This is a genomic window from Paenibacillus caseinilyticus (assembly GCF_027533645.1).
Classification (GTDB): Bacteria; Bacillota; Bacilli; order Paenibacillales; family NBRC-103111; genus Paenibacillus_G; species Paenibacillus_G caseinilyticus.
In genome coordinates this window covers 406,954-431,271 of sequence record NZ_JAQAGY010000004.1, presented here as the reverse complement: position 1 = coordinate 431,271, position 24,318 = coordinate 406,954, and the positions used below count along the sequence as shown (strand labels likewise).

At 60.9% G+C, this 24,318-nt stretch carries 5 protein-coding genes; 4 read left to right on the top strand and 1 reads right to left on the bottom strand.

All coding sequences use genetic code 11. The annotated features are described in order from the left end of the window. The first annotated feature begins 87 nt into the window (after positions 1–87). Entirely contained in the window at positions 88–585 is a 498-nt protein-coding gene (locus O9H32_RS09065) for a MerR family transcriptional regulator (protein WP_269865670.1), read from the top strand. Here O9H32_RS09065 and O9H32_RS09060 read toward each other — a convergent pair. Further along, positions 551–1,060 (bottom strand): dihydrofolate reductase family protein, encoded by a 510-nt coding sequence (locus O9H32_RS09060; protein ID WP_269865669.1) that lies wholly within the window; start codon positions 1,058–1,060, stop codon positions 551–553. The genes O9H32_RS09065 and O9H32_RS09060 overlap by 35 nt on opposite strands. A 496-nt stretch (positions 1,061–1,556) precedes the next feature. On the opposite strand from O9H32_RS09060, the gene fabD reads away from it, so the two are divergent. From fabD to O9H32_RS09045, 3 genes are all read left to right on the top strand, one after another. Then, positions 1,557–3,965 (top strand): ACP S-malonyltransferase, encoded by a 2,409-nt coding sequence (fabD, locus tag O9H32_RS09055; RefSeq protein WP_406627286.1) that lies wholly within the window; start codon positions 1,557–1,559, stop codon positions 3,963–3,965. Between the two features lie 86 nt (positions 3,966–4,051). Further along, entirely contained in the window at positions 4,052–13,876 is a 9,825-nt protein-coding gene (locus O9H32_RS09050; RefSeq protein WP_269865667.1) for an SDR family NAD(P)-dependent oxidoreductase, read from the top strand. A gap of 11 nt (positions 13,877–13,887) precedes the next feature. Then, positions 13,888–24,309: an SDR family NAD(P)-dependent oxidoreductase gene (locus O9H32_RS09045; RefSeq protein WP_269865666.1), complete on the top strand. Its 10,422-nt coding sequence runs from the start codon at positions 13,888–13,890 to the stop codon at positions 24,307–24,309. Positions 24,310–24,318: the final 9 nt, after the last annotated feature.

Below are 24,318 nucleotides of genomic sequence, written 5' to 3'. Positions count from 1 at the left end.
GGAAAAAAGAGGGGAACAGGGTTGACTTCGAGCTAACTCTAAGTAGTATGATGGTTTCAAAACCGGCACGGAGACAGGAGAGATGGGATGCTTACCATAAGTCAAGTGGCGGAGCGGACGGGACTCACCCCTTATACGCTGCGTTATTATGAGAAGATCGGCGTGCTGAAAGCCCCGGGGCGCAGGGACGGCGGTGCGCGCACGTACACCGAAAGCGAAGTTACGCTTATTCGGTGTCTAAGCGGCCTGAAGAGGCTGGGTATGTCGCTTGAGGAGATTACGGAGTTTTTCTGCGACGGGTGTGTATTGGAGAAAATACAGCAGGGGGAAGACCCCGAGAAGTTAACCCCCTCGTTGAACAAGCGAACCCGCATCCTTGTGAAGCATCTGGCCTTGCTGGAAGAAAGACGCCAGGAGCTCGAAGGGATTATTGAGCTCACGAAGGAGAAGCTGGCCATGTACGACGAGCTGTCCAAGGAAGCTGGCCGGGGTACGATGGAGGTTGGCAGGAGTATGATAGAAGCTGGCCAGAGTATGATGGGAACCGGTCTTATTCTTGACCTACGGCGTAGTGCAGCTGAATGACGCCGCCGCCAAGGGACTTGAAATCGAGCAACTCCATATCCTTATACTGGTAATGGCCTTTATCCAGCAGGAGGTTGAGCCCCTTACCCTCGAGCACCGGGGCTATATTGAAGATTATTTCGTCGACAAGCCTGTGGCCGAGAAAAACGTTATGCAGATCCGCTCCGCCCGAGATCAGCGCTGTTAGATGGCCTTTGTGCTGCAGATAGGCCAGGGCTTCCTGCGGGGAGCAAGCCACGGTGACGCCCGGAATCTCTTTGGCGCCTCTCGACACGACGACGATGTCCAAATTCCCAAGCTCCCCGCCGCCGCTGGCCTGCATGCCTTCGAATGTCCGGCGGCCGACGATGAAATTGCCCGCCGCTTTGGCTTGAAGAACAAAATCAGTCAGCGCTTCCGGTTTGGGCGGATGCTCAGGACTGGACTGCGCGTAGTTGCCATTAGCGGTCAAGGTTGCCCATAGAATAGTTTTCATAGTAAATGTTCCTCCTTAAAATAGCAGCTTTCATGCGGGTTACGGGTATGCCGTAGGGTGTATGTTAACCCCGGCTTCACCGCATTCCCTTGCCTTTCACCATCGTAGCTAAGCGGAGTAGATTTGAAAAGTAGTTACAATATAGTGCAATAGTTACAAAAAATGAACTATGCGAAGCCGCTTTTCTTCTTTTCCGTTCCGACTCGCCGCCGGGCTGATAAAGCCTGTAATCATCAAGTTTTTATTAAATTTGCCTCTATACAAAATTTATTAACTATAGTACTATATGGAAGGTGGTTGTTCTGACGACATAACTTATGACTGCTTAATCGACGTTTAGGCGCGTTAAGTTAGGCGTAAGGGATCATACCCATACACGCGACTAAGTGTGAATGCTTGCGGCTCCTCCATCGGGTGGAGTGCCGCAGGCATTTTTTTGTTATTTCCGCATGAAGAAGGAAGAGAAACGTTGAACGGAAGGGAAGGTATGGCGCGTATGATCACTTATGTTTTTCCGGGGCAGGGAGCCCAACGAAAAGGGATGGGCGGGGCGTTGTTCGAAGAGTTTGCCGAATTGACCGCGCAGGCGGATGCGATCCTGGGGTATTCCATCCAAGAATTATGTCTGGAGGATCCGCATTCCCGGTTGAATCAAACACAGTATACGCAGCCCGCCTTGTATATTGCGAATGCGCTTACCTATTTTAATCAGGTCGTGGAGTCCGGCCGGACGCCGGATTATACGGCGGGGCACAGCTTAGGGGAGTACAATGCTTTGCTTGCGGCAGGCGTTTTTGATTTTCGGACGGGGCTGCTCCTTGTGCAAAAGAGGGGGGAGTTGATGAGCCGGGCCGAGGGCGGCGCCATGGCTGCGGTGGTGGGACTGAACGAACACCAGCTGGCGGAAGTTCTCTCTCGTGGAAGCCTGGATGGGGTGGACATTGCGAACCTGAACAGCCCCACGCAGATTGTGATCTCGGGACCCAAGGCGGACATCGACCGCGCCAGGCACATGCTGGACGGGATGGAAGGCGTCAAAGCCGTGGTCCCGCTGAGAACCAGCGGTGCCTTTCATTCCCGTTACATGACCGATGCGGCGAGGGAATTCGAGACCTTCCTCAGCCGTTTCCAGTTCGAAGAGCCGGTGATTCCAGTCATCTCCAATACGACGGCGAGACCTTACCGGTATGAGGAGATCAAGCAGAACTTGAGAGACCAGATTACGGGTTCGGTGAAATGGAGCGAGAGCATCCGCTATCTGTTAGGGCGCGGGGATATGAATTTCGAGGAGATCGGCGGCGGCAAAATCTTGACCGATCTGATCCAGCGCATACGTACCGAAGCTGGCCCCTTGGTTATCGAAGAGAACCCTGCGAGTAGGGAAGCGGCGTCTGTGGAGAACCACCCGCTCCATGCATCCGTAGGCCTCATGACGGCGCCGGCTGCCCCAGTTTCACCAGCAGAAGCGACATCATCAGCACCGGACGCAGTGGCGGTCGCACAAGAAGATCTCCTCTCAACCGGCACCCGGGCACCGGTACTGGCAGCCATTCGGCCATCGCACTTGGGAAGCCCGGAATTCAGGAAGGACTACGGCCTAACCTATGCTTACATTACCGGCGCGATGTACAAGGGGATCGCCTCGAAGGAGATGGTCGTGCGCATGGGGAAGGCCGGGATGATGGGCTTTTTTGGGGCAGGCGGTCTGAAGATGCCGCAGATCGAAGAGGCCATCCGTTATATCCAGGGGGAACTCTCGACCGGACAAGCGTATGGGATGAATCTCGTGCATGAACCGGCAGAGCCGCATATCGAAGAAAGTATGGTGGACCTGTATATGCGTCATGGTGTGAAGGTCGTCGAGGCAGCGGCTTTCATGACGATCACGCCCGCGCTGGTGAAATACCGGGCGAAGGGGCTGCGGCGGGATGTGAACGGGAGCGTAACGTCATCGAACAAGATCATCGCCAAGCTGTCTCGGCCCGAGGTAGCCGAAGCCTTCCTGTCCCCCGCGCCCGAGAGGATCACGGCGAAGCTGCTGGGGGAAGGCAAAATTACGCGCGAAGAAGCAGCGCTTCTCGGGGAGATTGCCGTAGCGGACGACCTGTGCGCGGAAGCGGATTCGGGCGGCCATACCGATGGAGCGGTGGCCTATGCCTTGATGCCGGCCATCTTAAAGCTGCGCGACGAGATGATGCAGAAGCACGGCTACGCCAAGAAGGTCAGGGTCGGGGCTGCTGGAGGGATCGGCACCCCGGATGCCGCTTTGGCGGCGTTCAGCCTGGGCGCCGATTTCATTGTCACCGGCTCCATCAACCAATGTACTGTGGAAGCGAATACAAGCCCGGAGGTTAAGAATCTGCTCGAGCAGATGAACGTGCAGGACACGGAATATGCGCCCGCGGGCGACATGTTCGAGATGGGGGCCCGGGTTCAGGTGCTGAAGAAGGGGCTGTTCTTCCCGGCCCGGGCCAACAAGCTGTATGACCTGTACCGCCAGTACAACGCGATTGAAGACATCGACGAGAGGACGAAGACCCAGCTTCAGGACAAATATTTCAAGCGCACCTTCCAGCAGGTATATGACGAAGTTCGGGCGTACCAACCGCCTGCGGTCATACAGAAGGCGGAGCGCAATCCGAAAATGAAAATGGCGCTGATCTTCAAGTGGTATTTTGGCTACAGCACCCGGCTCGCCTTGAGCGGCAACCCGGAGAATAAGGTCGATTATCAGATCCAGTGCGGGCCTGCCCTGGGGGCGTTCAACCAGTGGGTCAAGGGAACGGAGCTCGAATCCTGGCGGAACCGGCATGTGGATGTCATCGCCCTCCGGCTGATGAACGAAACGGCAGAGCTGCTGAACCGCAGAATCCAGAGCTACATGCAGGCGGCTAACGGCGGGTAGGCGGGAGGGATGGACAGGTTAAGAGAAAGTACCTTGTTGTGAAATCAGTCTGAGGCTGCGTGGAGCAGGAAAGGTGGAGAAATGACATGGTCGGAAGAACGGAGAACGATATCGCGATCATCGGGTTGGCGTGCCGGTTTCCGGGAGCGCAGAACGCGGAGGAATTCTGGGAGAACCTGAAGGCGGGACGCTCCAGTATCGAGGAGATCCCGAAGTCGCGCTGGGACTGGGAAACCTATTGGGGCGATCCGCAGAAGGAAAGGAATAAAAGCAGCAGCAAGTGGGGCGGCTTCATTCAGGATGCGGATCTGTTCGATCCGGGCTTCTTCGGCCTCTCAGCCCGGGAGGTGGAGGCGACGGACCCCCAGCAGAGAATCATGCTGCAGCTCGCATGGGCTTGTCTCGAGGATGCGGGTGTGGTTCCGTCCCGGGTGTCGGGGCAGAACATCGGCGTATACATGGGCGTGTTTAACTTCGACTATAAAGGACTGCAGGAGAGTAAAGAGAGAACGATAGAGACCTACCATTCGATCGGAACGGCTTCGGCCGTGATCGCGAACCGGATCTCCCATTATTTCAACTTCAAAGGGCCGAGCTTCCCGATCGATACGGCGTGCTCCAGCTCCTTCAATGCGATCCATTCGGCGGCCCAGTCCATCCTCCTCGGGGAATGCAGCATGGCGCTTGCCGGCGGAGTCAATCTGATCCTGACGCCGACGAGGCACATCTCGTTCTCCAAGGCCGGCATGCTGTCTCCGACAGGCTCCTGCAAAACCTTCGATGACAGTGCCGATGGCTATGTGCGCAGCGAAGGGGCGGGCACCGTCCTGCTCAAGCCGCTCCAACAGGCACTGGAGGATGGTGATTCTATCTACGGCGTACTCAAGGGGAGTGCCGTGAACCACAACGGCAGGACCCATACGCTTACTTACCCGAACCCGCAGGCACAGGCGGATGTCATCGTGGAAGCGCACCGGAGGGCAGGAATTCCGGTGGAGAGCGTCAGTTATATCGAGGCCCATGGGACCGGCACGCCCAAAGGGGACCCGCTTGAGTTCCAGGGGCTGCAGAAAGCGTTCGAAGAACTTGGATCCGCCGCCGGACAAGCGCTGTCAAAGAACTACTGCGGGCTCGGTTCGGTGAAGACGAACATCGGGCATCTGGAATCGGCAGCCGGCATCGCCGGGGTCGTCAAGGTGCTCATGAGCATGAAGCATAAACAGCTTCCCGGGTTAGCGGGCTTCCGCAAGCTGAACCACCGGATTGCGATAGAGGAGAGCCCCTTCTATATGGTCGACTCCCTCCGGGAATGGAACCCTCCGCTCAACCGAGAGGGACTGCCTTATCCGAGGCGCGCCGGGATCAGCTCGTTCGGCTTCGGCGGCACGAATGCGCATGTGGTGCTGGAGGAGGCGCCGTCCGGTGCTGCTGAAGGCAGCAAAGCGAGCGCGAAGTACCCAGCCTATCAGCTCATCTGCTTGTCGGCGAAGACCGAAGAAGCCCTGCTTCAGAAGCAGGAAGACCTGGCCCGGTGGCTTGATATGCATGGGGAAGAGCAGCCGCTCGCTGCTGTAAGCGCTACCCTGCTTCACCGTAGAGAGCACTTTGGGGTCAGAGCGGCCTATGTGGTCCAGGATCCGGCCGAGCTGCGGGACCGGTTGGAAGAAGTGCTGCGGACAGGCGAGGCCGAGGGCTATGCCAGGCCAATGACATTGCCGAGAGGCGGCGGCAAAGAGCGGCCGCTCCTGGAACGGCTCGCCAGGCTTCTGACCCAAGAGCTGCAGGCCGGAACGAAGCTGCCGGCCGAAGAATACCGCGGTCATCTGCTGTCTCTGGCAGAGCTGTATGTCCAAGGGGTAGAGGCGGACTGGAGGGTTCTTGTTCCGGAGAAGGGGCTGCCTCCCTTACACCTGCCCACGTATCCTTTTGCCAGGGAGCGCTACTGGATTCCCGAGGAGGAAGAGGCTGCGGAGGTACCGGCAGGGATGGTTACCAGAGCAGCGTACCAGCTTCACCCGCTGCTTCACCGCAATACATCCGATTTCACGGAGCAGCGCTTTACTTCGGTGTTCAGCGGCCGGGAATTCTTCCTGAAGGACCACATCGTGAAGGAGCGGCGGGTTCTGCCCGGCGTCGCTTACATGGAGATGGCGAGGGCAGCCGCAGCGCAGTCGCTGGGCACGGATATGGACACCGCCCGGCTCAGTCTCTCCCATATCGTATGGGCGAGGCCTATTGTAGTCGGCGATAGCCAGGAAGAAGTACATATCGGGCTCTATCCGGAAGACAACGGCGAGATTACCTTCGAAGTCTACACAGGGAAGGAAGACGAGCCTGATCTGCACAGCCGGGGCGCCGTGCTGGTGCGTTCGTCCGATGAGCACCCGGTAGAAGCCCCGAGGCGTTATCTGGAGGAGATCCAAGCCGGGCTTACCCGGTCACCTGTCACCACGGAACAATATTATGAGGGGTTCCGACAACTGGGGCTTGCCTACGGCCCGGCGCATCAAGGGGTGGACGAGGTCTATACGGCAGACGAGTCGCTCTTGGCCCGGCTGCTCCTTCCTCCCCTGGTCAAGGATACGGCGGATCAGTATGTTCTGCATCCGAGTCTGATGGATGCGGCGCTGCAGGCTGCCCTGATCCTGCTTGCCGGTTCACCCCGTCAGGGTTCCGGGGGATGGAAGGGGATGAAGCTGTTTCTGCCCTTTGCACTGGAGGAATTGGAAGTGCTTGGTTCATGCACCCCGTCGATGTGGGCGCATGTCCAATACAGCGGCAATCACGGCTCAAGTGAGCGGGGGAGGACCGTTGATATCGACCTCTTCGATGAGGAAGGCACCGTCCGTGTGCGTATGAGGGGTTTAGTCTGGCGGGAAGCGGAGGAGCGTGAAGCCTTCGAGAGTTCGCCGAAGAGAGCGGGGCTGTTCCTCCTCGCTCCCTACTGGAAAACCCAGGAAGCGGTGGAGATCCAAGGGGGTGTAACCTCCGGCGAGCGGCTGATCGTTCTCTGCGGCACGGATCCGCTGCTTGGAGAGCGGCTTGCGCCTTTATTAGAGAAAGCACGGGTAGAGGAAGTCCGGGTGCTGGACCTGACTTCCAGCCTGCCTGGAGGGGTAGCGGAACGCTATGAGGCTTGCGCAGCCGCCTTGTTGGAAGCAATCCAGAGCCGCCTGAGGGGCGGATCCGACAGCACGCTGTTGATCCAGGTCGTGGCAGCCGGAGAGAAAGAAGAGAGGTACGCCGGCCTCGCCGGTCTGCTGCAGACGGCCCAATTGGAGAACCCGAGGATCGCCGGGCAAGTGATTGAGGTCGAAGCTGCGGAGTCTCCGGAGAGCTTGGCAGCGAAGCTGAAGGAGAGCAGCTCCTCTAGGGCGGGCCGGATTCGGTACCGCGGAGCAGAGCGGTTCGTGCTGGACTGGAAAGAGCTCGAGACCCCGCCTTCGAAGGAAGAGCCGCTGCCTTGGAAGGACGGGGGCATTTACTTGATCACAGGCGGCGCTGGCGGTCTCGGCCGGCTGTTCGCCAAAGAGATTGCCGGGCACGCCAAGAGCCCGTGCCTGATCCTTACCGGGCGTTCGCCTCTTCATCCCGGCATCCAAACCGCACTGGAGGAGCTCTCGGCGGCAGGAGCACGGGCCGAGTATGTGCAGGTGGACGTATCGGACGAGGGTGCGGTAGAGAAGCTGTTCGAGGGAATCCGGGCTTCGCATGGTCAGCTCCACGGCATCCTGCATAGTGCGGGCATGATCAAGGACAACTACATGCTGAAGAAAACCGCCGGGGAGCTGCGGGAAGTGTTGGCGCCGAAAGTGGCGGGCCTGATCCATATCGATCAGGCTTCGAAAGGGTTCGAGCTGGATTTCTTCGTGATGTTCTCCTCGGTATTCGGTGCCATGGGGAATCCGGGACAGGCGGATTACTGCACGGCCAACGCGTACATGGATACCTACGCGGCGTATCGCAGCACCCTTGTCGGCTCGGGTGAGCGGAGCGGACGTACGCTGTCGTTGAACTGGCCGCTGTGGGCATCGGGCGGGATGCACGTCGATCCTGCCGCCGAACGGCTGATGAGGGAGAACCTTGGGATGGCGGCCCTGCCGACAAGCAGCGGGATGCGGGCGTTCTATCAGGCCCTGGCAGCCGGCACTGATCAGGTGCTTGTGCTGGAAGGGGAGCTGGAGCTGTTCCGCCCGAAGCTTACCGGACAGCCGGGAGCGCAGCCTACCTTGTCTGCAGAGCCCGCGCCGGCCTCCGCACCGGTTGCCGTGCCGGTTCCGGAGATGGCCGGGGAAGCGCTCGAGGAGAAAGCGGCCCATTATTTGAAGACGCTGATCTCTTCGGTCCTGAAGCTGCCGGTGCAGCGGATTGATACCGATGCGCCGATGGAGGAGTACGGGATCGATTCGATTATGACCACCCAGCTGACGCATGCACTGGAGAAGGCGTTCGGCACCCTATCCAAGACGCTGTTCTTTGAGTATCAGACCCTGCGGGAACTCACGGGGTACTTCCTGAAGGCGTACCGGGAGCCTCTGCTCGGGCTGCTGGGACCGGCGGTGCAGGTCCCGGCCCGGCCGGTCACGGACGCTGCAACTGCCGCAGCTGCCTCTCGGACCGAAGAGGCGCCGGCAGTGAAGCGGAGCCGAAGCCGCGCCCGCTTCGCCGCCGCTCCAGAGGTACGCCAGACCCGTGCCGCCGCAAGGCATGCCGCAGAGGATGTGGCCATTATCGGCGTGTCCGGCCGGTACCCCGGGGCGGAAGGCATCCGCGAATACTGGGACGTGCTGAGGAACGGACGCGACTGCATCACGGAGATCCCGCCGGACCGCTGGGATTATAGCGCTTACTTCGACGAAGACCGGGATGTGCCGGGCAAAACTTACAGCAAATGGGGGGGCTTCCTCCGGGATGTGGACAAGTTCGATCCTTTGTTCTTCCAGATCCCGCCGAGGGAAGCCGAGCGGATGGATCCGCAGGAGCGCCTGTTCCTGCAGTGTATGTATGAGACGCTGGAGGATGCGGGATACACCCGGGATACGCTGGCCAAGGCGGACCGATGGGGTCTGGAGGGGAACGTCGGCGTGTATGTCGGCGTGATGTACGAGGAGTATCAATTGTACGGAGCGCAGGCCCAGCTGCTGGGTCAGCCCCTGGCCTTGTACGGACTGCCGGCGTCCGTGGCCAACCGGGTCTCTTACTTCTGCAACTTCCATGGACCGAGCATCACAGTGGATACGATGTGCTCCTCTTCGCTGACCGCGATCCATCTGGCCTGCCAGAGCCTGCAGCGGGGAGAATGCGAAGCAGCGATCGCCGGCGGGGTCAATATCTCGATCCATCCGAACAAATACCTCCTCTTGGCGCAGGGACGGTTCATCTCCGGCAAGGGCCGCTGCGAGAGCTTCGGCGAAGGCGGCGACGGCTATGTCCCGAGCGAAGGGGTGGGCGCCGTACTGCTGAAGCCGCTGTCGCGTGCCATCGCGGACGGCGATCAGATCTACGGGGTCATCAAGGCGACGGCCGTCAATCACGGCGGCAAAACCAACGGCTACACGGTTCCCAATCCGAACGCCCAGGCGAGCGTCATCGGACGGGCACTGGGGGAGGCGGGAATCGATCCGCGGACGATCAGCTATATGGAAGCGCACGGCACAGGTACTTCCCTCGGCGACCCGATCGAGATCGCAGGCCTGACGAACAGCTTCCGGCGGTACACGGAGGACACTCAGTTCTGCGCTATCGGTTCGGCCAAGTCGAACATCGGGCACTGCGAAAGTGCGGCGGGCATCGCTGGGCTTACGAAGGTGCTGCTGCAGCTGAAGTACAAGCAGATCGTGCCCTCCCTGCATTCAGAGGTGCTCAATCCCCGGATCGACTTCTCGGCTACGCCGTTCGTGGTCCAGCAGGAGCTTGCAGCGTGGAATCGGCCGCTTCTGAATATCGACGGACAATCCCGCGAGTATCCAAGAATCGCCGGGCTCTCGTCCTTCGGCGCGGGCGGATCGAACGCCCACATCCTTATTCAGGAATACGATGGACCGGACAGCGGCTGCGCCTCGGGTACTCCCGGCCCGAATCCGGCCATCATCGTGCTGTCCGCCAAGAGCGCCGGGCAGCTCCATCAGCAGGCGGAGCGCCTGCTGGCGGAGATCCGCCTGCAGCAGTGGGGGGATGAACGCCTGACCGATATCGCTTATACGCTGCAGCTCGGGCGGGAAGCGATGGAAGAGCGGCTGGCTGTCCTGGCCTCCACGATGAAGGAGCTCGAGGAGAAGCTGACCGGCTTTGTGGAAGGCCGGGGCGGGATGGAGGATCTGTATGTCGGTCAGGTCAAACGGAGCAAAGAAGCCTTATCGGTATTTGCCCGGGACGAAGAGCTGCAGGAGGCCCTGGCCAAGTGGATGCAGCGCGGGAAGTACGCCAAGCTGGCCAGCCTCTGGGTGCAGGGGCTGAGCGTCGATTGGAGCGGGCTGTACGGCGGGCGGAAGCCGCGCCGGATGAGCCTGCCGGTCTATCCGTTCGCCAAGGAGCGCTGCTGGGCGCCGGACTTCGATCTTACGCCGATGTCACCGGGTTCGGCGTCAGCGGTACACGCGTACGCGAAGCAAGACCGCCCTTCGCATCCTCAGCGGGAGATGGGGCCTCTTCGCAGCAGAACGTGCATGCTCACCAAACAGTGGGAGCCGGCTCCGGCAGCTCTATCCCGCAGCGTGTCCCGTACGATTGCCATCTTGATGACTCCAGCTACCCTGGAGCTGGCCGTCACGGTATCCAGACATTTTGCCAATACCCAGATGATCGATGTGGGTGATATGGATAGGCTGCTCGCCCGCACGGATACAGACTGGCCGTCCTATGAGGGCTGCATCGATCTGGCGGGCTGCAGCGAGTGGAGTACGGAACGAACGGCTTGGCTGACCTGGCTCCAGAAGCTCATCGAACATGGACCGCGGGATGGCCTGATGCTGCTCGGGGTTACGAAGGACCTCGAAGCCCTCGCTTCGGACGGGGCCAGCGGTTCCTCGTTGTACGGCGCCGAGCGTGCCGGCTTGTACCGCATGCTGCAGAGCGAATACGGCCGCCTTCAATCCCGTCATGTGGATGTATCCGCTTCTACAGACCTGGATACGCTGGCGGAGCAGATCGCAGGCGAATTCCGGACAGACAGCCCGGATGCCGAGGTGATCTTCCGAGGCGGCGTGCGTTACCGAGCGTATTTGAAGGAGCTGCCGGCTGGAGTCGGCCGGGTACCGGCGCGTCATTTTCCCGAAGGGCATACGCTGCTGATTACCGGGGGGACCAGAGGGATCGGTTATTTGTGCGCCCGGCATTTCGTGGAGAAGTACGGCGTCAGGAAGCTGGTGCTGACGGGCCGGGAGGCTCTGCCCCCTCGGGAGACGTGGAACGAGACCGCAGGGCATCCGGCTTCAACCATGCGGAAGATCCAGGACATGCAGGCACTGGAGAGCCTCGGAGCGCAGGTCATCACGCTCGCAGTTGATCTGACGAATGAACAGGACGTGCGCCGGGCTGTCTCAGAGATGACGGGCACGCTCGGTCCGGTCGGAGGCGTGATTCATTGTGCGGGGGTTATGGATACGCAGAATCCGGCCTTTATCCGCAAATCGGAGGAGGGGATCCGCGAGGTCTGGAACCCGAAAATCCCGGGACTCCGCGTTCTGTACCAGAGCCTGAAGGGAGAGCCCCTGCAGTGGTTCCTTCTCTTCTCCTCGGTATCGGCCATTCTTCCCGGCCTCGGTGCAGGACAGAGCGACTACGCGGCGGCGAACGCTTATATGGATTACTTCAGCGCTTCCCTCGGATCTGGGAGTCCTGTCGTGAGCATTCAGTGGCCGAGCTGGAAAGATACCGGCATGGGCGAAGTCCGAAGCCGGGTGTATGAGCGGACCGGTCTGCTCAGCATGACGAATGAGGAAGGGCTGAAGCTGCTGGATCAGCTTCTCGCAGGGGAGCTCCACCCAGTGGTGCTGCCGGCCGTCGTTGACGCGGATCAATGGAAGCCCGGGAAGCTGATGCAGTTCGAAGCGCAGGAGACGCGGCAGCAGGGCCACCGGCCTCAGCCTGCGCAATCGGCAGGAAGGGGCTCCGGGCAGCCAGCAGGCAGCCTGCCGGCGAGGACACAGGCCTGGCTCACGGATCTTCTGGCTGAAGAGCTCAAAATCGACGCCGCCAGGCTTGATACGGAGACGACGTTCCAGGAGTACGGCGTTGACTCGATCATGCTGGTCCAGATGCTGCGCAAGATTAACGAGCAGGTGAACGAAGAGATGGAGCCAACCCTGCTCTTCGAATATCCGAGTATTGAATCGCTCTCGGCTTGGCTTGTCGACACGCATGGGGCTGCGATGGCGGAGCTTCTGGACTCCCCCGTTGAACCTCGAGGAGCGGAATCTCTACATCAAGATCACATCCAGGAACAGGCACAGGCACAGGCGGCTCCGCTGGTCTTTGATCCGATCCGTTCCTATGAGAGTCGTGTTGGGGTGCCTAAGCACGAACAAGCTGCCTCTGCACGCATTGCGGTGGTCGGGCTGTCCTGCCGCTTCCCCGGGGCCGATTCGCTAGATGGGTATTGGGAGCTGCTGTCCGAAGGCCGGTCGGCGATCCGCCAAGTACCTGCCAGCCGGTGGGGGAGACCGACGCCTTATTATGCGGGGGTGCTGGAAGATATCTCGGGATTTGATCCGTCGTACTTCCTCATCCCGGAATCGGATGCCCAGGCCATGGACCCGCAGGCGCTGCTGGCGCTGGAGGAGACCCTGAAGCTCCTGTGCCATGCGGGGTATACCTCGCAGGAGGTCAAAGGGAAAGCGGTCGGCGTCTACCTGGGCGCCCGGAGCCAGCACCGGCCGGAGCGGGAGCTCCTGCTTCAGGCGCGCAATCCGATTGTCGCGGTCGGGCCCAACTATCTGGCGGCGAATATCTCGCAGTTCTTCGATCTGCGCGGGCCGAGCGTCGTTGTGGATACGGCCTGCTCGTCGGCGCTCGTCGGCATGCAGATGGCCGTACAGGCTTTGCTCAGCGGCGACATCGAATCCGCCATCGTCGGCGGGGTGAGTCTGTTGACGACGCCAGGCTCTCACGGCATCTTCGAGCAGCGGGGCATCTTGAGCAGCTCGCAGGCGTTCCACCTCTTCGACGGACGGGCGGATGGCATTGTGCCTGGCGAAGGGGCCGGTATGGTCCTGTTGAAGACCGAAGAGCAGGCCATAGCGGACGGGGACTGTATCTATGCTGTGATCAGCGGGATCGCCGTCAATAACGACGGCAGGACAGCCGGTCCGGCTTCTCCGAATGTGAAAGCCCAGAGGGAAGTGATGGAGACCGCACTGCGCAGGAGCGGCCGTAGAGCGGAGCAGATTCAGTACGTCGAAGCCAACGGCTCCGGTACGGAAGTCACCGATATGCTGGAGCTCAAAGCTATTCAAGCCGTCTACCGCTCCATGGGAGGAGCTCCACTGGGGCTTGGCTCCATGAAGCCGAACATCGGGCATCCGCTCTGTGCGGAAGGCATAGCGAGCTTCATCAAGGTCGTCCTCATGCTCCGGCACGGGCAGTTCGTTCCCTTTATTTCCGCTGAGCAGCCGATGTCGCACTATGATCTGGCGGCTTCGCCGTTCTACTTCAGCAGAGCTGCGGACAGGTGGAACAGCAGTGGCGCGCCGCGTGCGGCAGCGGTCAACTGCTTTGCTGACGGAGGGACCAACGTCCATTTGATCGTGGAAGAGGGAATGGGACCGGAAACCGGCAGGCCGGTCAGACAGCCGCTTCCAGTTCCGTTCCTGCAGCGGAAGCCGATAGGGCGGATAACAGCTGAAGCGTATGCTGAACCTGTCGGCGCTGCGGCTGGCACAACCCCAGCGATGATCTGGGAAACACTGGGATAGGAGGGGAGAACATGATCCGCGAAACATTTGACCTGTCGGACAAGAATCCATTGATCGCGAACCACAGGGTGCACGGGCAGCAGCTGCTGCCCGGTTTGGCCTATATCGATATCCTCTTTCAAGTGTTCCGAAAGCACGGCTATGACTTCAAGACACTGGAGCTGAGGCAGCTGAGCATCTATCAGCCGCTGATCGTCACCCCGGGCGCTTCCTTGAAGCTTGCCATAAGCTGCAAGGAAACCTCGGCGGACTCCTGGGATATTCGTGTAGAAGGACAGCGGATGCTCGGAGGAGTGCCGGATACCGGCGGCGTGACCCTGTATGTTACGGCGCAGATGCACCGTACAGCCCCTGCCGTCTATACGGAGCGGCTGGATCTTAGCGGGATTCGGCATTCGGCCGCCGGCAGTCACGATCTGTCGGAGGCCTATGAGCAGTACAGCCGCCAGCAGTTGGTCCATACCGGATGGATGCGGGCTCAGGGACAGATCTACGAGTCCGGCTCGGCGCTATGGATGGACGTCTCCCTGGGCGAGGAGGCGAGTCCTTCCGCGCAGCAGTTTATGTTTCATCCGGTGCTCATCGACGGCAGCGGCGTAGGTTCCGGCAGGCTGTTCGCTCCGCCGGCCGAAGAGGAGCCCCGTCTCTTCCTGCCCTTGTTCTATGAGAGCTTCCGCGCCGCCGAGCTGCTGCAGGAGCGCTGCTTCACCCGAATCCGCAAGGCCTCCGTGCTGCCTAGAAAAGAACTCATCTACTGGACAATGGAATTCTTCAATGCGGCGGGACATCAAATCGCCGAGCTGACCCGCTTTGCCGGGAAGCTTGTCCGCGAAGCGGGACTCCTTCAGCAGCAGGCAGCCGCTGAGACGCCGGGGACTGCTGCCCCGGCTGAGGCAGTCCATAGGGCCAGTACGTCTGGTGACAGGCACGACAACCGGTACGGTGTGGACGTGGATCAAGGCGGATCTTCGCTCACCGCTAGCGCCAGGTCCTTCCTGCGCGAGCTGATGGCGGAGCGCCTAGGGATGCCGCCTGCAGATATCGATTCGCGCGCCGGCTATTACGAGCTTGGACTCGATTCGCCCGGTCTGCTTGGGATGGTCAGAGTCATCGAAGACCGCATCGGCATCGCTTTATCTCCGACGCTGCTCTTCGAGTATTCGACGATCGAGGAGCTGGCCGCTTATTTACTGGAGAACCACGCGTCCGCTTTCCGTCAGGGGGAGAAGAAGGAAGCGAGTGGTGAGCTCACCCATGAAGTTCCACAGCCTGGGAATGAAGGGAACACGGAGCCGCCGGTCTTCGCACCTACGGCATCTACCGTACCTGCGGCCCGCGGTGAAGAGATTGCCATTATCGGGATGGCCGGGCGCTATCCCAAGGCAGACAGCCTCGGGGATTTTTGGAATAACCTGCTTCAAGGGAAGGACTGCATCACCGAAATTCCAAGCTCCCGCTGGGCGCCGGAACAGTTGGAGGGCCTCGCGTCCCCTTCGGGGAAACCGATGTCGAGGTGGGGCGGATTCATTGACGATCCGGATGCCTTCGATCCGAAGTTCTTCCGGATCTCCCCCCGGGAAGCTGAGACGATGGACCCGCAGGAGCGTTTGTTCCTCGAGACGTGCTGGGAAGCAATCGAGGATGCCGGCTATACGCCCCGCACCCTGGTTCAGCCCCGCGGGAGCAGTGGCAGAAGGGATGTGGGCGTATTCGCCGGCGTTATGCACAAGGACTACACCCTGGTAGGGGCCGATGCCTTATCCCAGGGGCAGGCCGTGCCGCTGTCCTTGCACAGCGGGCCTATTGCCAACCGCGTCTCGTATGCCTGCAACTTTCATGGGCCCAGCATGACGGTCGATACGCTGTGTTCTTCCTCTCTGACCGCCATTCATCTGGCGGTGGAGAGCATCCGGCGCGGCGAAAGCGAGGTGGCGCTGGCGGGAGGAGCGAACCTATCCCTGCATCCGGCCAAATACATGACCTACGGCCTGTGGGGGATGCATTCGAGCGACGGACACTGCCGGACCTTCGGCAGCGGCGGGGACGGTTATGTATCGGCTGAAGGCATTGCGGCCGTTCTGCTCAAGCCCCTCAGCAAGGCGGAGGCCGATGGAGACCGGATCTATGCGGTGATCAAAGGCAGCAGCGTCAACCATGGGGGAACGGCCAGCGGAATCCTGGTGCCCGGCCCTGTGGCGCAAGGGGAGGTCATCACGGATTGCCTGGAGAGAGCGGGCGTGGACCCGCGGACGATCGGCTATGTCGAAGCCCATGGAACGGGGACCTCCCTCGGGGATCCCATCGAAATCGAAGGGCTGGTCAAAGCCTTCGGCAGCCGTACGGGGGACAAGCAGTTCTGCGCGATCGGGTCCGTCAAATCCAATATCGGGCATGCCGAGTCCGCCGCCGGGGTGATCGGCCTCCAGAAAGCGGCGCTGCAGCTGTATCATAAGAAGCTCGTTCCTTCGCTTCATTCGGAAGAGCTGAATCCGTACATCGACTTCCAGAATTCTCCGTTCTTCGTTCAGCGCACGGCCGAAGAGTGGAAGCAGCCGCGTATGACGCCGAACGGACGGGAAGCCGAGATCCCCCGGCGGGCCGGTCTCAGCTCCTTTGGGGCGACGGGCTCCAATGCGCATCTGATCCTGGAAGAATACACAGCCGAGCGTCATTCCAGGAACGGGAGATCCGAAAGTCAGGGATACACGGAGCAGCGTCCGGTGATCGTCCCGCTCTCCGCACGGAATGCGGACCGGCTGCAGGCATATGCCCGGAAGCTGCTCCTTTATCTCGAAGGGGCAGCCGCGCTTCCTGCGGTTCGCGAGGAAACTGCCGGCAGGAAGGCGGGGGAGGAAGCGGAAGCACAAAGACAACTGCAGCTCAAGCTCCGTTCCCTGCTGGCCGCCGTCATCCATGTCGAAGCAGAAGCGCTGGAGATTGCAGACGATTGGAGCGACTATGGCATCGAACCGGTTCACGTCCGCGAGCTGGTGGAGAACCTCCAAGAGGTGTTCCGTGTGGACCTGGAGCCCGGCGTATGGGTTCATTGGAGTTCGGTCGCGGACGCGGCAGCCTATCTATGGGGCCATCACCGTCCGGCCCTGCAGGGTTACGCTGCGGCACATACGGGTGCGGGCTTCGAGACACCGCAGGAAGATGAGAGCGGGGACAACTTGCTGGAGGATCTGGCCTATACGCTCCAGGTGGGGCGGGAGGCCATGGATGCCAGGGTCGTCTTCCTGGCGAACTCTCCAGATGAGCTGATCTCCCGGATCAGAGATTTCCTCCAAGGCGCAGAGGGCGGCCAAGGCTGGTTCCAAGGGAATGCCAAGGGGCTCAGGTCCGCTGCGCAAGAGCAGTCGAAAGCGGGAGCGGAACATCCGGCGGACGACAACCGGATGACCGTTGGCCGAATGACCCTCAGTGAAATGAAGTCTCTCGCAGAGCAGTGGGCACAAGGGGCCGACGTGAATTGGCAGATGCTCTACGGGGAGGGGAAGCCGCGCAGGATCAGCCTGCCTACCTATCCATTTGCCAAAGAGCGCTACTGGATTCCGGCAGACGCAGCGGCATCGTTCGGCATGCGGCCTTCCGGTACGCTTGAATCCGATAGGATCCATCCGCTGCTGCACAAGAACCGCTCGAATTTCTTGGAGCAGCGGTTCACGAGCACCTTCACCGGGCAAGAGTTTTTCTTGGCCGACCATGTCATCCAAGGCCGGAAGATCCTGCCGGGCGTGGCTTATCTGGAGATGGCGCGGGCTGCCCTGGAGGAGTCCGAAGGGGAGAAGCAGGAACAGCTCCATACGAACCTCCGGCTGAAGCAGGTGGCGTGGGTACGTCCCTTCGCCGTCACGGAGGAGCCGGCTGCACTGCAGATCCGGCTGAAGCTGGAGGAGCAAGGCGGGATCGCTTACGAGCTGATCAGCATGCCGGCAGACGGGGAAGAACCGGCTCTCTTCAGCAAGGGCCGGGCCGAGCGGGTACGCGGCAGCGTCATGCGGCAGACACTGGATCTGGAGGCACTTCAAATCCAGTGCCGGGAATCTTCGGTTGCTGCCGGGCCCTTCTATGATACGTTCCAAGCGATGGGCATGAACTACGGCCCAGGCCACAGGGGCGTCGAAGCGGTGTATACAGGATCCAACCAGGTCCTGGCGAAGCTGTCGCTGCCCATGAGTGTATTGTCGACCCTTGAGGATTATGTGCTGCACCCGGCGCTGATGGATTCCGCCCTGCAGGCTACCTTGCTGCTGCAGCCGAATGCGGGGAAGGGGCCAAGAAACCCCGTGATGCCGTTCGCCCTGCAGGAAATCGACATTCTGGGCAGATGTGCACCCCGGATGTGGGCTTGGATCCGGACAACGGGCCTTGGACATAGGGTAGATTCAGGCAGCGAGGGGCAGACCCTCAAGCTCGATATTGATTTGTGCGACGAGGAGGGACGGATTTGTGTGTCGATGAGAGGCTTCTCGCTGCGAACCTTGGCGGGAGAGCCCTCCGAGCGGAGCGGGCAGAATAACAGGCTTTCGTCAGCGGTTCAGCCGCCGCCTCCTGTGGGCAATCTGCTGCTCAGTCCGGTATGGGAGCCGGTGCCTGCCGCGATGGGGGGCAGAATGCCGCAACCTCAGGAGAAGGTGCTGGTCGTTGGCGGAACCGGGAGCCAGCGGGAAGCGCTGCAGGCCATCTATTCCCAGGCGGAGCACTTGAGCGTGGAGCCTGGCGATTCGATTGCAGCCCTATCCCGCAAGCTCGCTGCCTTCGGGCCTGCGGATCATATCGTATGGATCGCGCCGATGGGGACTTCGCTCTCCGTAACGGATGAGCGGCTGATCGAAGAGCAGGAGTACGGCGTGCTTGCGTGCTTCCGGCTGATCCAAGCGCTTCTGGCCGCGGGCTATGCTAGCCGCAGTCTGGGCTGGACCCTGGTGACATTCCAGGCGCTGTCCCTGAACAGCAGCGATCCCGTTCATCCGGCGCATGCCAGCCTGCACGGGTTGTTCGGTTCGATGACGAAGGAGTACCCGCAGTGGAGTATACGGATTGCAGACTTGGAGGAGACGGGCGAATGGCCGCTCGCCGGTCTGCTTGCTCTGCCCGCTGACCGGCGCGGCCACCCTTGGGTCTTCCGGCGCGGAGAATGGTACCGGCACCAGCTCATTCCTGTTACTGCTCCGGAGGATGCGCAGAAGATGGGAACGCTGTATCAACAAGGCGGCGTATATGTAGTGATCGGGGGCGCCGGCGGCATCGGGAAAGCATGGAGCGAATACATGATCCGCACCTACCGGGCGCAGATCATCTGGATCGGCCGGCGGCCTATCGATGCAGGCATTCGCTCGGAGCTGGAGCGTCTGGGGCAGCTGGGCCCGCCACCGCGCTATATTGCCGCGGATGCGGCGGAGCCCCTGGCGCTGGAGAACGCTTACCGTACGATCAAGCAGGACCACGCCCGCGTGAACGGTATCGTGCATTCCGCGATGGTCCTGACGGATATCCCTCTGTCTGAACTGAGCGAAGACCAGTTCAGGGCGGGACTTGCCGCCAAGGTGGAGACGAGCGTACGCATGGCCCAAGTGTTCGCAGGGGAGAGGCTGGATTTTGTATTGTACTTCTCTTCGCTGATCTCCTTCATCAAGAATGCGGGGCAGAGCCCGTATGCTTCCGGCTGCACGTTCAAGGATGCCTTCGCACACCGGCTCTCCCGGGAGTGGGCTTGCCATGTGAAGGTGATGAACTGGGGATATTGGAGCAGCGAGGAAGCCGCCGCCTCGGAGAGCGTGCAGCAGCTGGCCCGGATCGGACTCGGGCTCATCGAGCCTCCGGCGGGCATGCAGGCACTCGAGACTCTGCTCTCGGGACCGCTGGACCAGCTGGCTATGCTCCACACGACCAAGCCTCTGCCGGTGGAAGGCATGAACACGAATGACCGGCTGCACATTCGGCCGGCCGAGGGCTCCTTCCCCATGCGGGGTATCCTGAAGAGACTGCCGGACAAAGGGCCGGCCCTCCGGAGGATCAAGGAAAGGAGCTCGGGTCCGCAGCAGGAACTGCAGGATCTGCTGTGCAGACTGCTGCTGGCTGAGCTGTGGGCGATGGGACTTGGCCGCAGCACGAGTAAGGAGATCGGTGAGCTTCAGGCAGCCGCAGGCATACGCGACAGACACGGCAGATGGCTGGCCGAGAGCGTCCGGGTGCTTGCTGAGCACCGCTTCCTTGTGGCTGACGAATATTCGTTCGGCATCAGAGGAGGAGCCCATCCACAACATCCAGATACCTTGTGGAAAGAATGGGAGCAGAAGAGATCTTTATGGAACGGGGATGCGAGCCTGAGGCCGTGGATGCGTTTGGCTGAAAGCACGCTTCGCTCCCTCCCGGACATTCTGACCGGGCGGAAGCTTGCCACCGATGTTCTGTTTCCGAACTCGTCGATGGAGCGGGTAGAGGGGATATACAAGAACAATCCGGTTGCGGATTATTTTAATGAAGTGCTGGCCGATATGCTGCTCGCTTATATAGAACAGAAGTTGGAGGAGAATCCGGATGCCTCTATTCGCATCGTGGAGATCGGGGCCGGCACCGGCGGTACCAGCAGCCTGCTCTTCGAGAAGCTGAAGCCCTACCGTGCACAGATCGGGGAGTACTGCTATACGGACATCTCCAAGGCGTTCCTGCTCCATGCCGAGCGGGTCTACGGACCGGACAATCCTTACCTGACGTACAAGCTGTATAACGTGGAGGAGCCTTCCACGGGTTCCCAAGGTCCCTCCGGCGAATTCGACATCGCCGTGGCGACGAATGTACTGCATGCCACGAGGAACATCCGCCACACCATGAGACATGCCAAAAGGCTGCTGAAGCCGGCCGGCATGATGCTGATCAACGAGCTCAGCGACAACCGTCTCTTAACCCATCTGACCTTCGGGCTTCTCGAGGGCTGGTGGCTGTCGGAGGATGAAGGAGTCCGGATTCCCGGCTCCCCCGGTCTATATCCGGATGCCTGGCGGAGGGTGCTCGAAGCCGAAGGCTTCAGCCCGGTCCTGTTCCCCGCGCAGGATGCTCACGATATGGGGCAGCAGATCATTGCGGCGGGAAGCAGCGGGGTCGTCCGCACGCAAGTGAAGGCCGCGAAGGAAGGAGGGGCCGAGAAAAGCAAGGCGTCTGGTCCTGCTGTGTCTCATTCCGCTTCGTCCCATCCTGCGGTGACCGGCCCCGCTGTGACAGAGGCAGCACAGCCGAAGGTCAGGCCGGTACGGGAAGCGGTGCATGCGGATGCCGGGATGACGGACAGCCTGCTCGAAGATCATGTAAGGATGACGATCCTGAAGAAGCTGTCCGAGGCCTTGAAGGTAGATCCCGGTGAGATCGATCACGAAGAGTCTTTCTCGGATTACGGGCTCGACTCGATTATCGGCGTGAATCTGGTCCAGGTGCTGAACCAGGCGCTGAGCATCGAGCTTGATACCACCAGCTTATTTGACTACAGCTCCGTTGATCGGCTGAGTGCCTATATCCTGTCGGAGCACCGGGAGTCTGCGGCCGAAGCGTTAGCGGGGCGTTATCCATCGGCATTGGTGGATGAAGCCCCGGCTGTACTCCGGATCGAGCAGGAGAAGGTGAGTTGGACGGAGGAACCGGCGGCCAAGTCGTCCTCAGACAAGGAACTGCGCATCGGCGAGCACTCTGCTGCGGCACCCCGCCCATCCTCGCCGGATGTCACGAAGGAGCCCATTGCCATCATCGGCATGAGCGGAAGGTTCGCGCAGTCCGATTCGCTCCGCGAACTATGGCAGCATCTCGCCGAAGGGGCGGAGCTGATCGGGAAGTCGCCGCGGTGGGATTTGTCCGACTATTATCCCGAAGGGGGCACATGCTGCGACCGCGGTGGCTTTGTGGAGGATATCGACCGGTTCGATCCTTCCTTCTTTCATATCAACGCCCTGGAAGCGGGCTGCATGGATCCGCAGCAGCGGCTATTCATGGAAGAAGCCTGGAAGGCGCTGGAGGACGCCGGTTATGCCGGCGTCCGGATGAAGGACCGGCGGTGCGGCGTGTACGTCGGATGCCTCGGGGGCAGCAGCGACTATGCCCGGCTGCTTGGCGAACAGGCTCCGCCGCAGGCGTTCTGGGGCAACGCAGGCTCGGTCATTCCCGCCCGTATCGCGTATTATCTGGACCTTCAGGGGCCGGCGATCGCCGTGGACACGGCCTGCTCCAGCTCCTTGGTCGCCGTTCATCTCGCATGCCAAGGGCTGTGGGCCGGCGAGACGGGGATGGCCTTGGCCGGCGGCGTGTTCGTACAGTCCACGCCTTGGTATTATCTCAGCACCAACAAGGCCGGCATGCTGTCTCCGACCGGCCACAGTTATACCTTCGATGAGCGCGCGGACGGGTTCATCCCGGGCGAGGGCGTCGGGGTGCTGGTGCTCAAACGGCTCTCCGATGCCCAGCGGGATGGCGATCCGATCCATGGGGTCATCCGGGGATCAGGGATGAACCAGGACGGCACGACCAACGGGATTACCGCACCGAGCGCTGCTTCCCAAGAAAGATTGGAGTGCAGCGTGTACGATGCCTTCGGTATTGATCCAGGCGGCATCCAGGTCGTGGAAGCCCACGGAACCGGGACGAAGCTCGGGGATCCCATCGAATATCAGGCGATCTCGAGGGCGTTCCGCCGTTACACCGATAAGACGGCGTTCTGCGCGATCGGCTCGATCAAAACGAACATCGGGCATGCCGCCCATGCCGCAGGCGTGGCAGGGATCTTCAAAATTCTGCTGTCGATGAAGCACAAGATGATCCCGCCTACGCTCAACTACAAGAAAGGCAATCCGAACATCCCGTTCGACGGCAGCCCATTCTACGTCAATACGGAACTCCGGCCTTGGGAGACGGAACCGCAGGAGCCAAGGCGCGCTGTGGTCAGCTCCTTCGGCTTCAGCGGCACCAACGCGCATATTGTTCTGGAGGAAGCGCCCGAAGCGATAAGGACGCATGCCCGGAAGCACGGTTACTTGATGGTCCTCTCGGCCCGTACGCCGGAGCAGCTGCGGCAGATGGTCCTGCAGTGGATTGGATTCGGCGAAGAGAACCGGGAGCTCGACTGCGGGGACGTGAGCTACACGCTCCTGCTCGGAAGAAAGCCGTTCCCCTGCCGGCTGGCCTGCGTCGTAAGCGGCCTGGACGAGTTCGCCGGTCTGCTCCGGCAGTGGCTGGAACGCGGCAGGATCCCGCAGGTGTACGTAGCGGACCGTCCGGATCCAGACCGGCGGGAACAGCCTTCCTTACGGCGGTACGGCGATCAATGCATCAGGGAGAGTCAGGCTGCTGCAGGCAGCGAGTATCTCGAGCTTCTCTCGACGGCAGCGGAGCTGTTTGTCCAAGGGTATTCGCTTGTCTTTGAGGAGCTGTTCGCAGACGGGCGCTATAGAGTCGTTTCGCTGCCAACGTATCCGTTCGCCGATGAACGCTATGGGGTGCCGGCGGACAAGACGGTCCAGGCGCCGGCCCGTGACAAGAAACCGGGTGAGCTGCCGGCCGTCCTTCATCCGCTGCTTCACCGCAATACTTCCGACCTCACCGGCCTGAGATACAGTTCGGTCTTCAGCCGCGGCGGCTTCCGCCTGAGCCCTTACAGCGACCGGGAACTCGGTGCAGCTGCGGGACTCGCCCTGCTGGAGATGGCCCATGCGGCTCTGCAGCACTCGGGTGGTCCGTTCGCAGATGGGAAGGGAACCCGCCTGCGTCAGGTGGCTTGGGGAAGTCTGCAGGGATTGCGCAGGGAAGCGTTGACCCTGCATATCGAGCTCCTGCCCGAGCCGGGTGCAGCCGTGGCGTACGAAATCTACAGTGGTTCCGAGGCGGAGGGAGACGAGCCTGTCATCTTCAGCCAAGGAAGAGCAGAAGCTGCTTCCAGCCCGGCCCAGCGTCTCGATCTGGCCGGACTCCGGTCCTCATACGACCGGGTGGCTGTGGAGAGCGGCTCCGGCTTCGCCCGAGTGGATTATCCGGAGATTCAGCAGCTGTACGCAGGCCAGGATCAGGTGCTTGCGAAGCTGCAGGTACCGGCCATTCCTGCGGATTCGCTGCAGGGCTGGGCCTTGCAGCCTTCCTCTGCAGCAGCATTGCTGCAGGTATCCGCCTGCCTGTTGACCTCAGGTTCATTGCCTGCAGCCGGGCTCCCGGAAGTCCTGCCTTACTCCCTGGAGGAGATGGATGTGTACGGAGCGTGCCCATCCGAAGGCTGGGCTGTCGTCAGGTACAAGGGCTGGAGTAAGGAGGAGCATTCGCTCCGGGTGTTTGATATCGATTTTTGCAATGAAGAAGGGGTTGTCTATGTGCGGCTCAGGGGACTGGCCGTCCGCATGCCGCAGCCGAAAGGGCCGCGTGCCCTGCTGCCAGCCACACCGCTAGGGGAGGTTACCGTATGAGAGACCAAA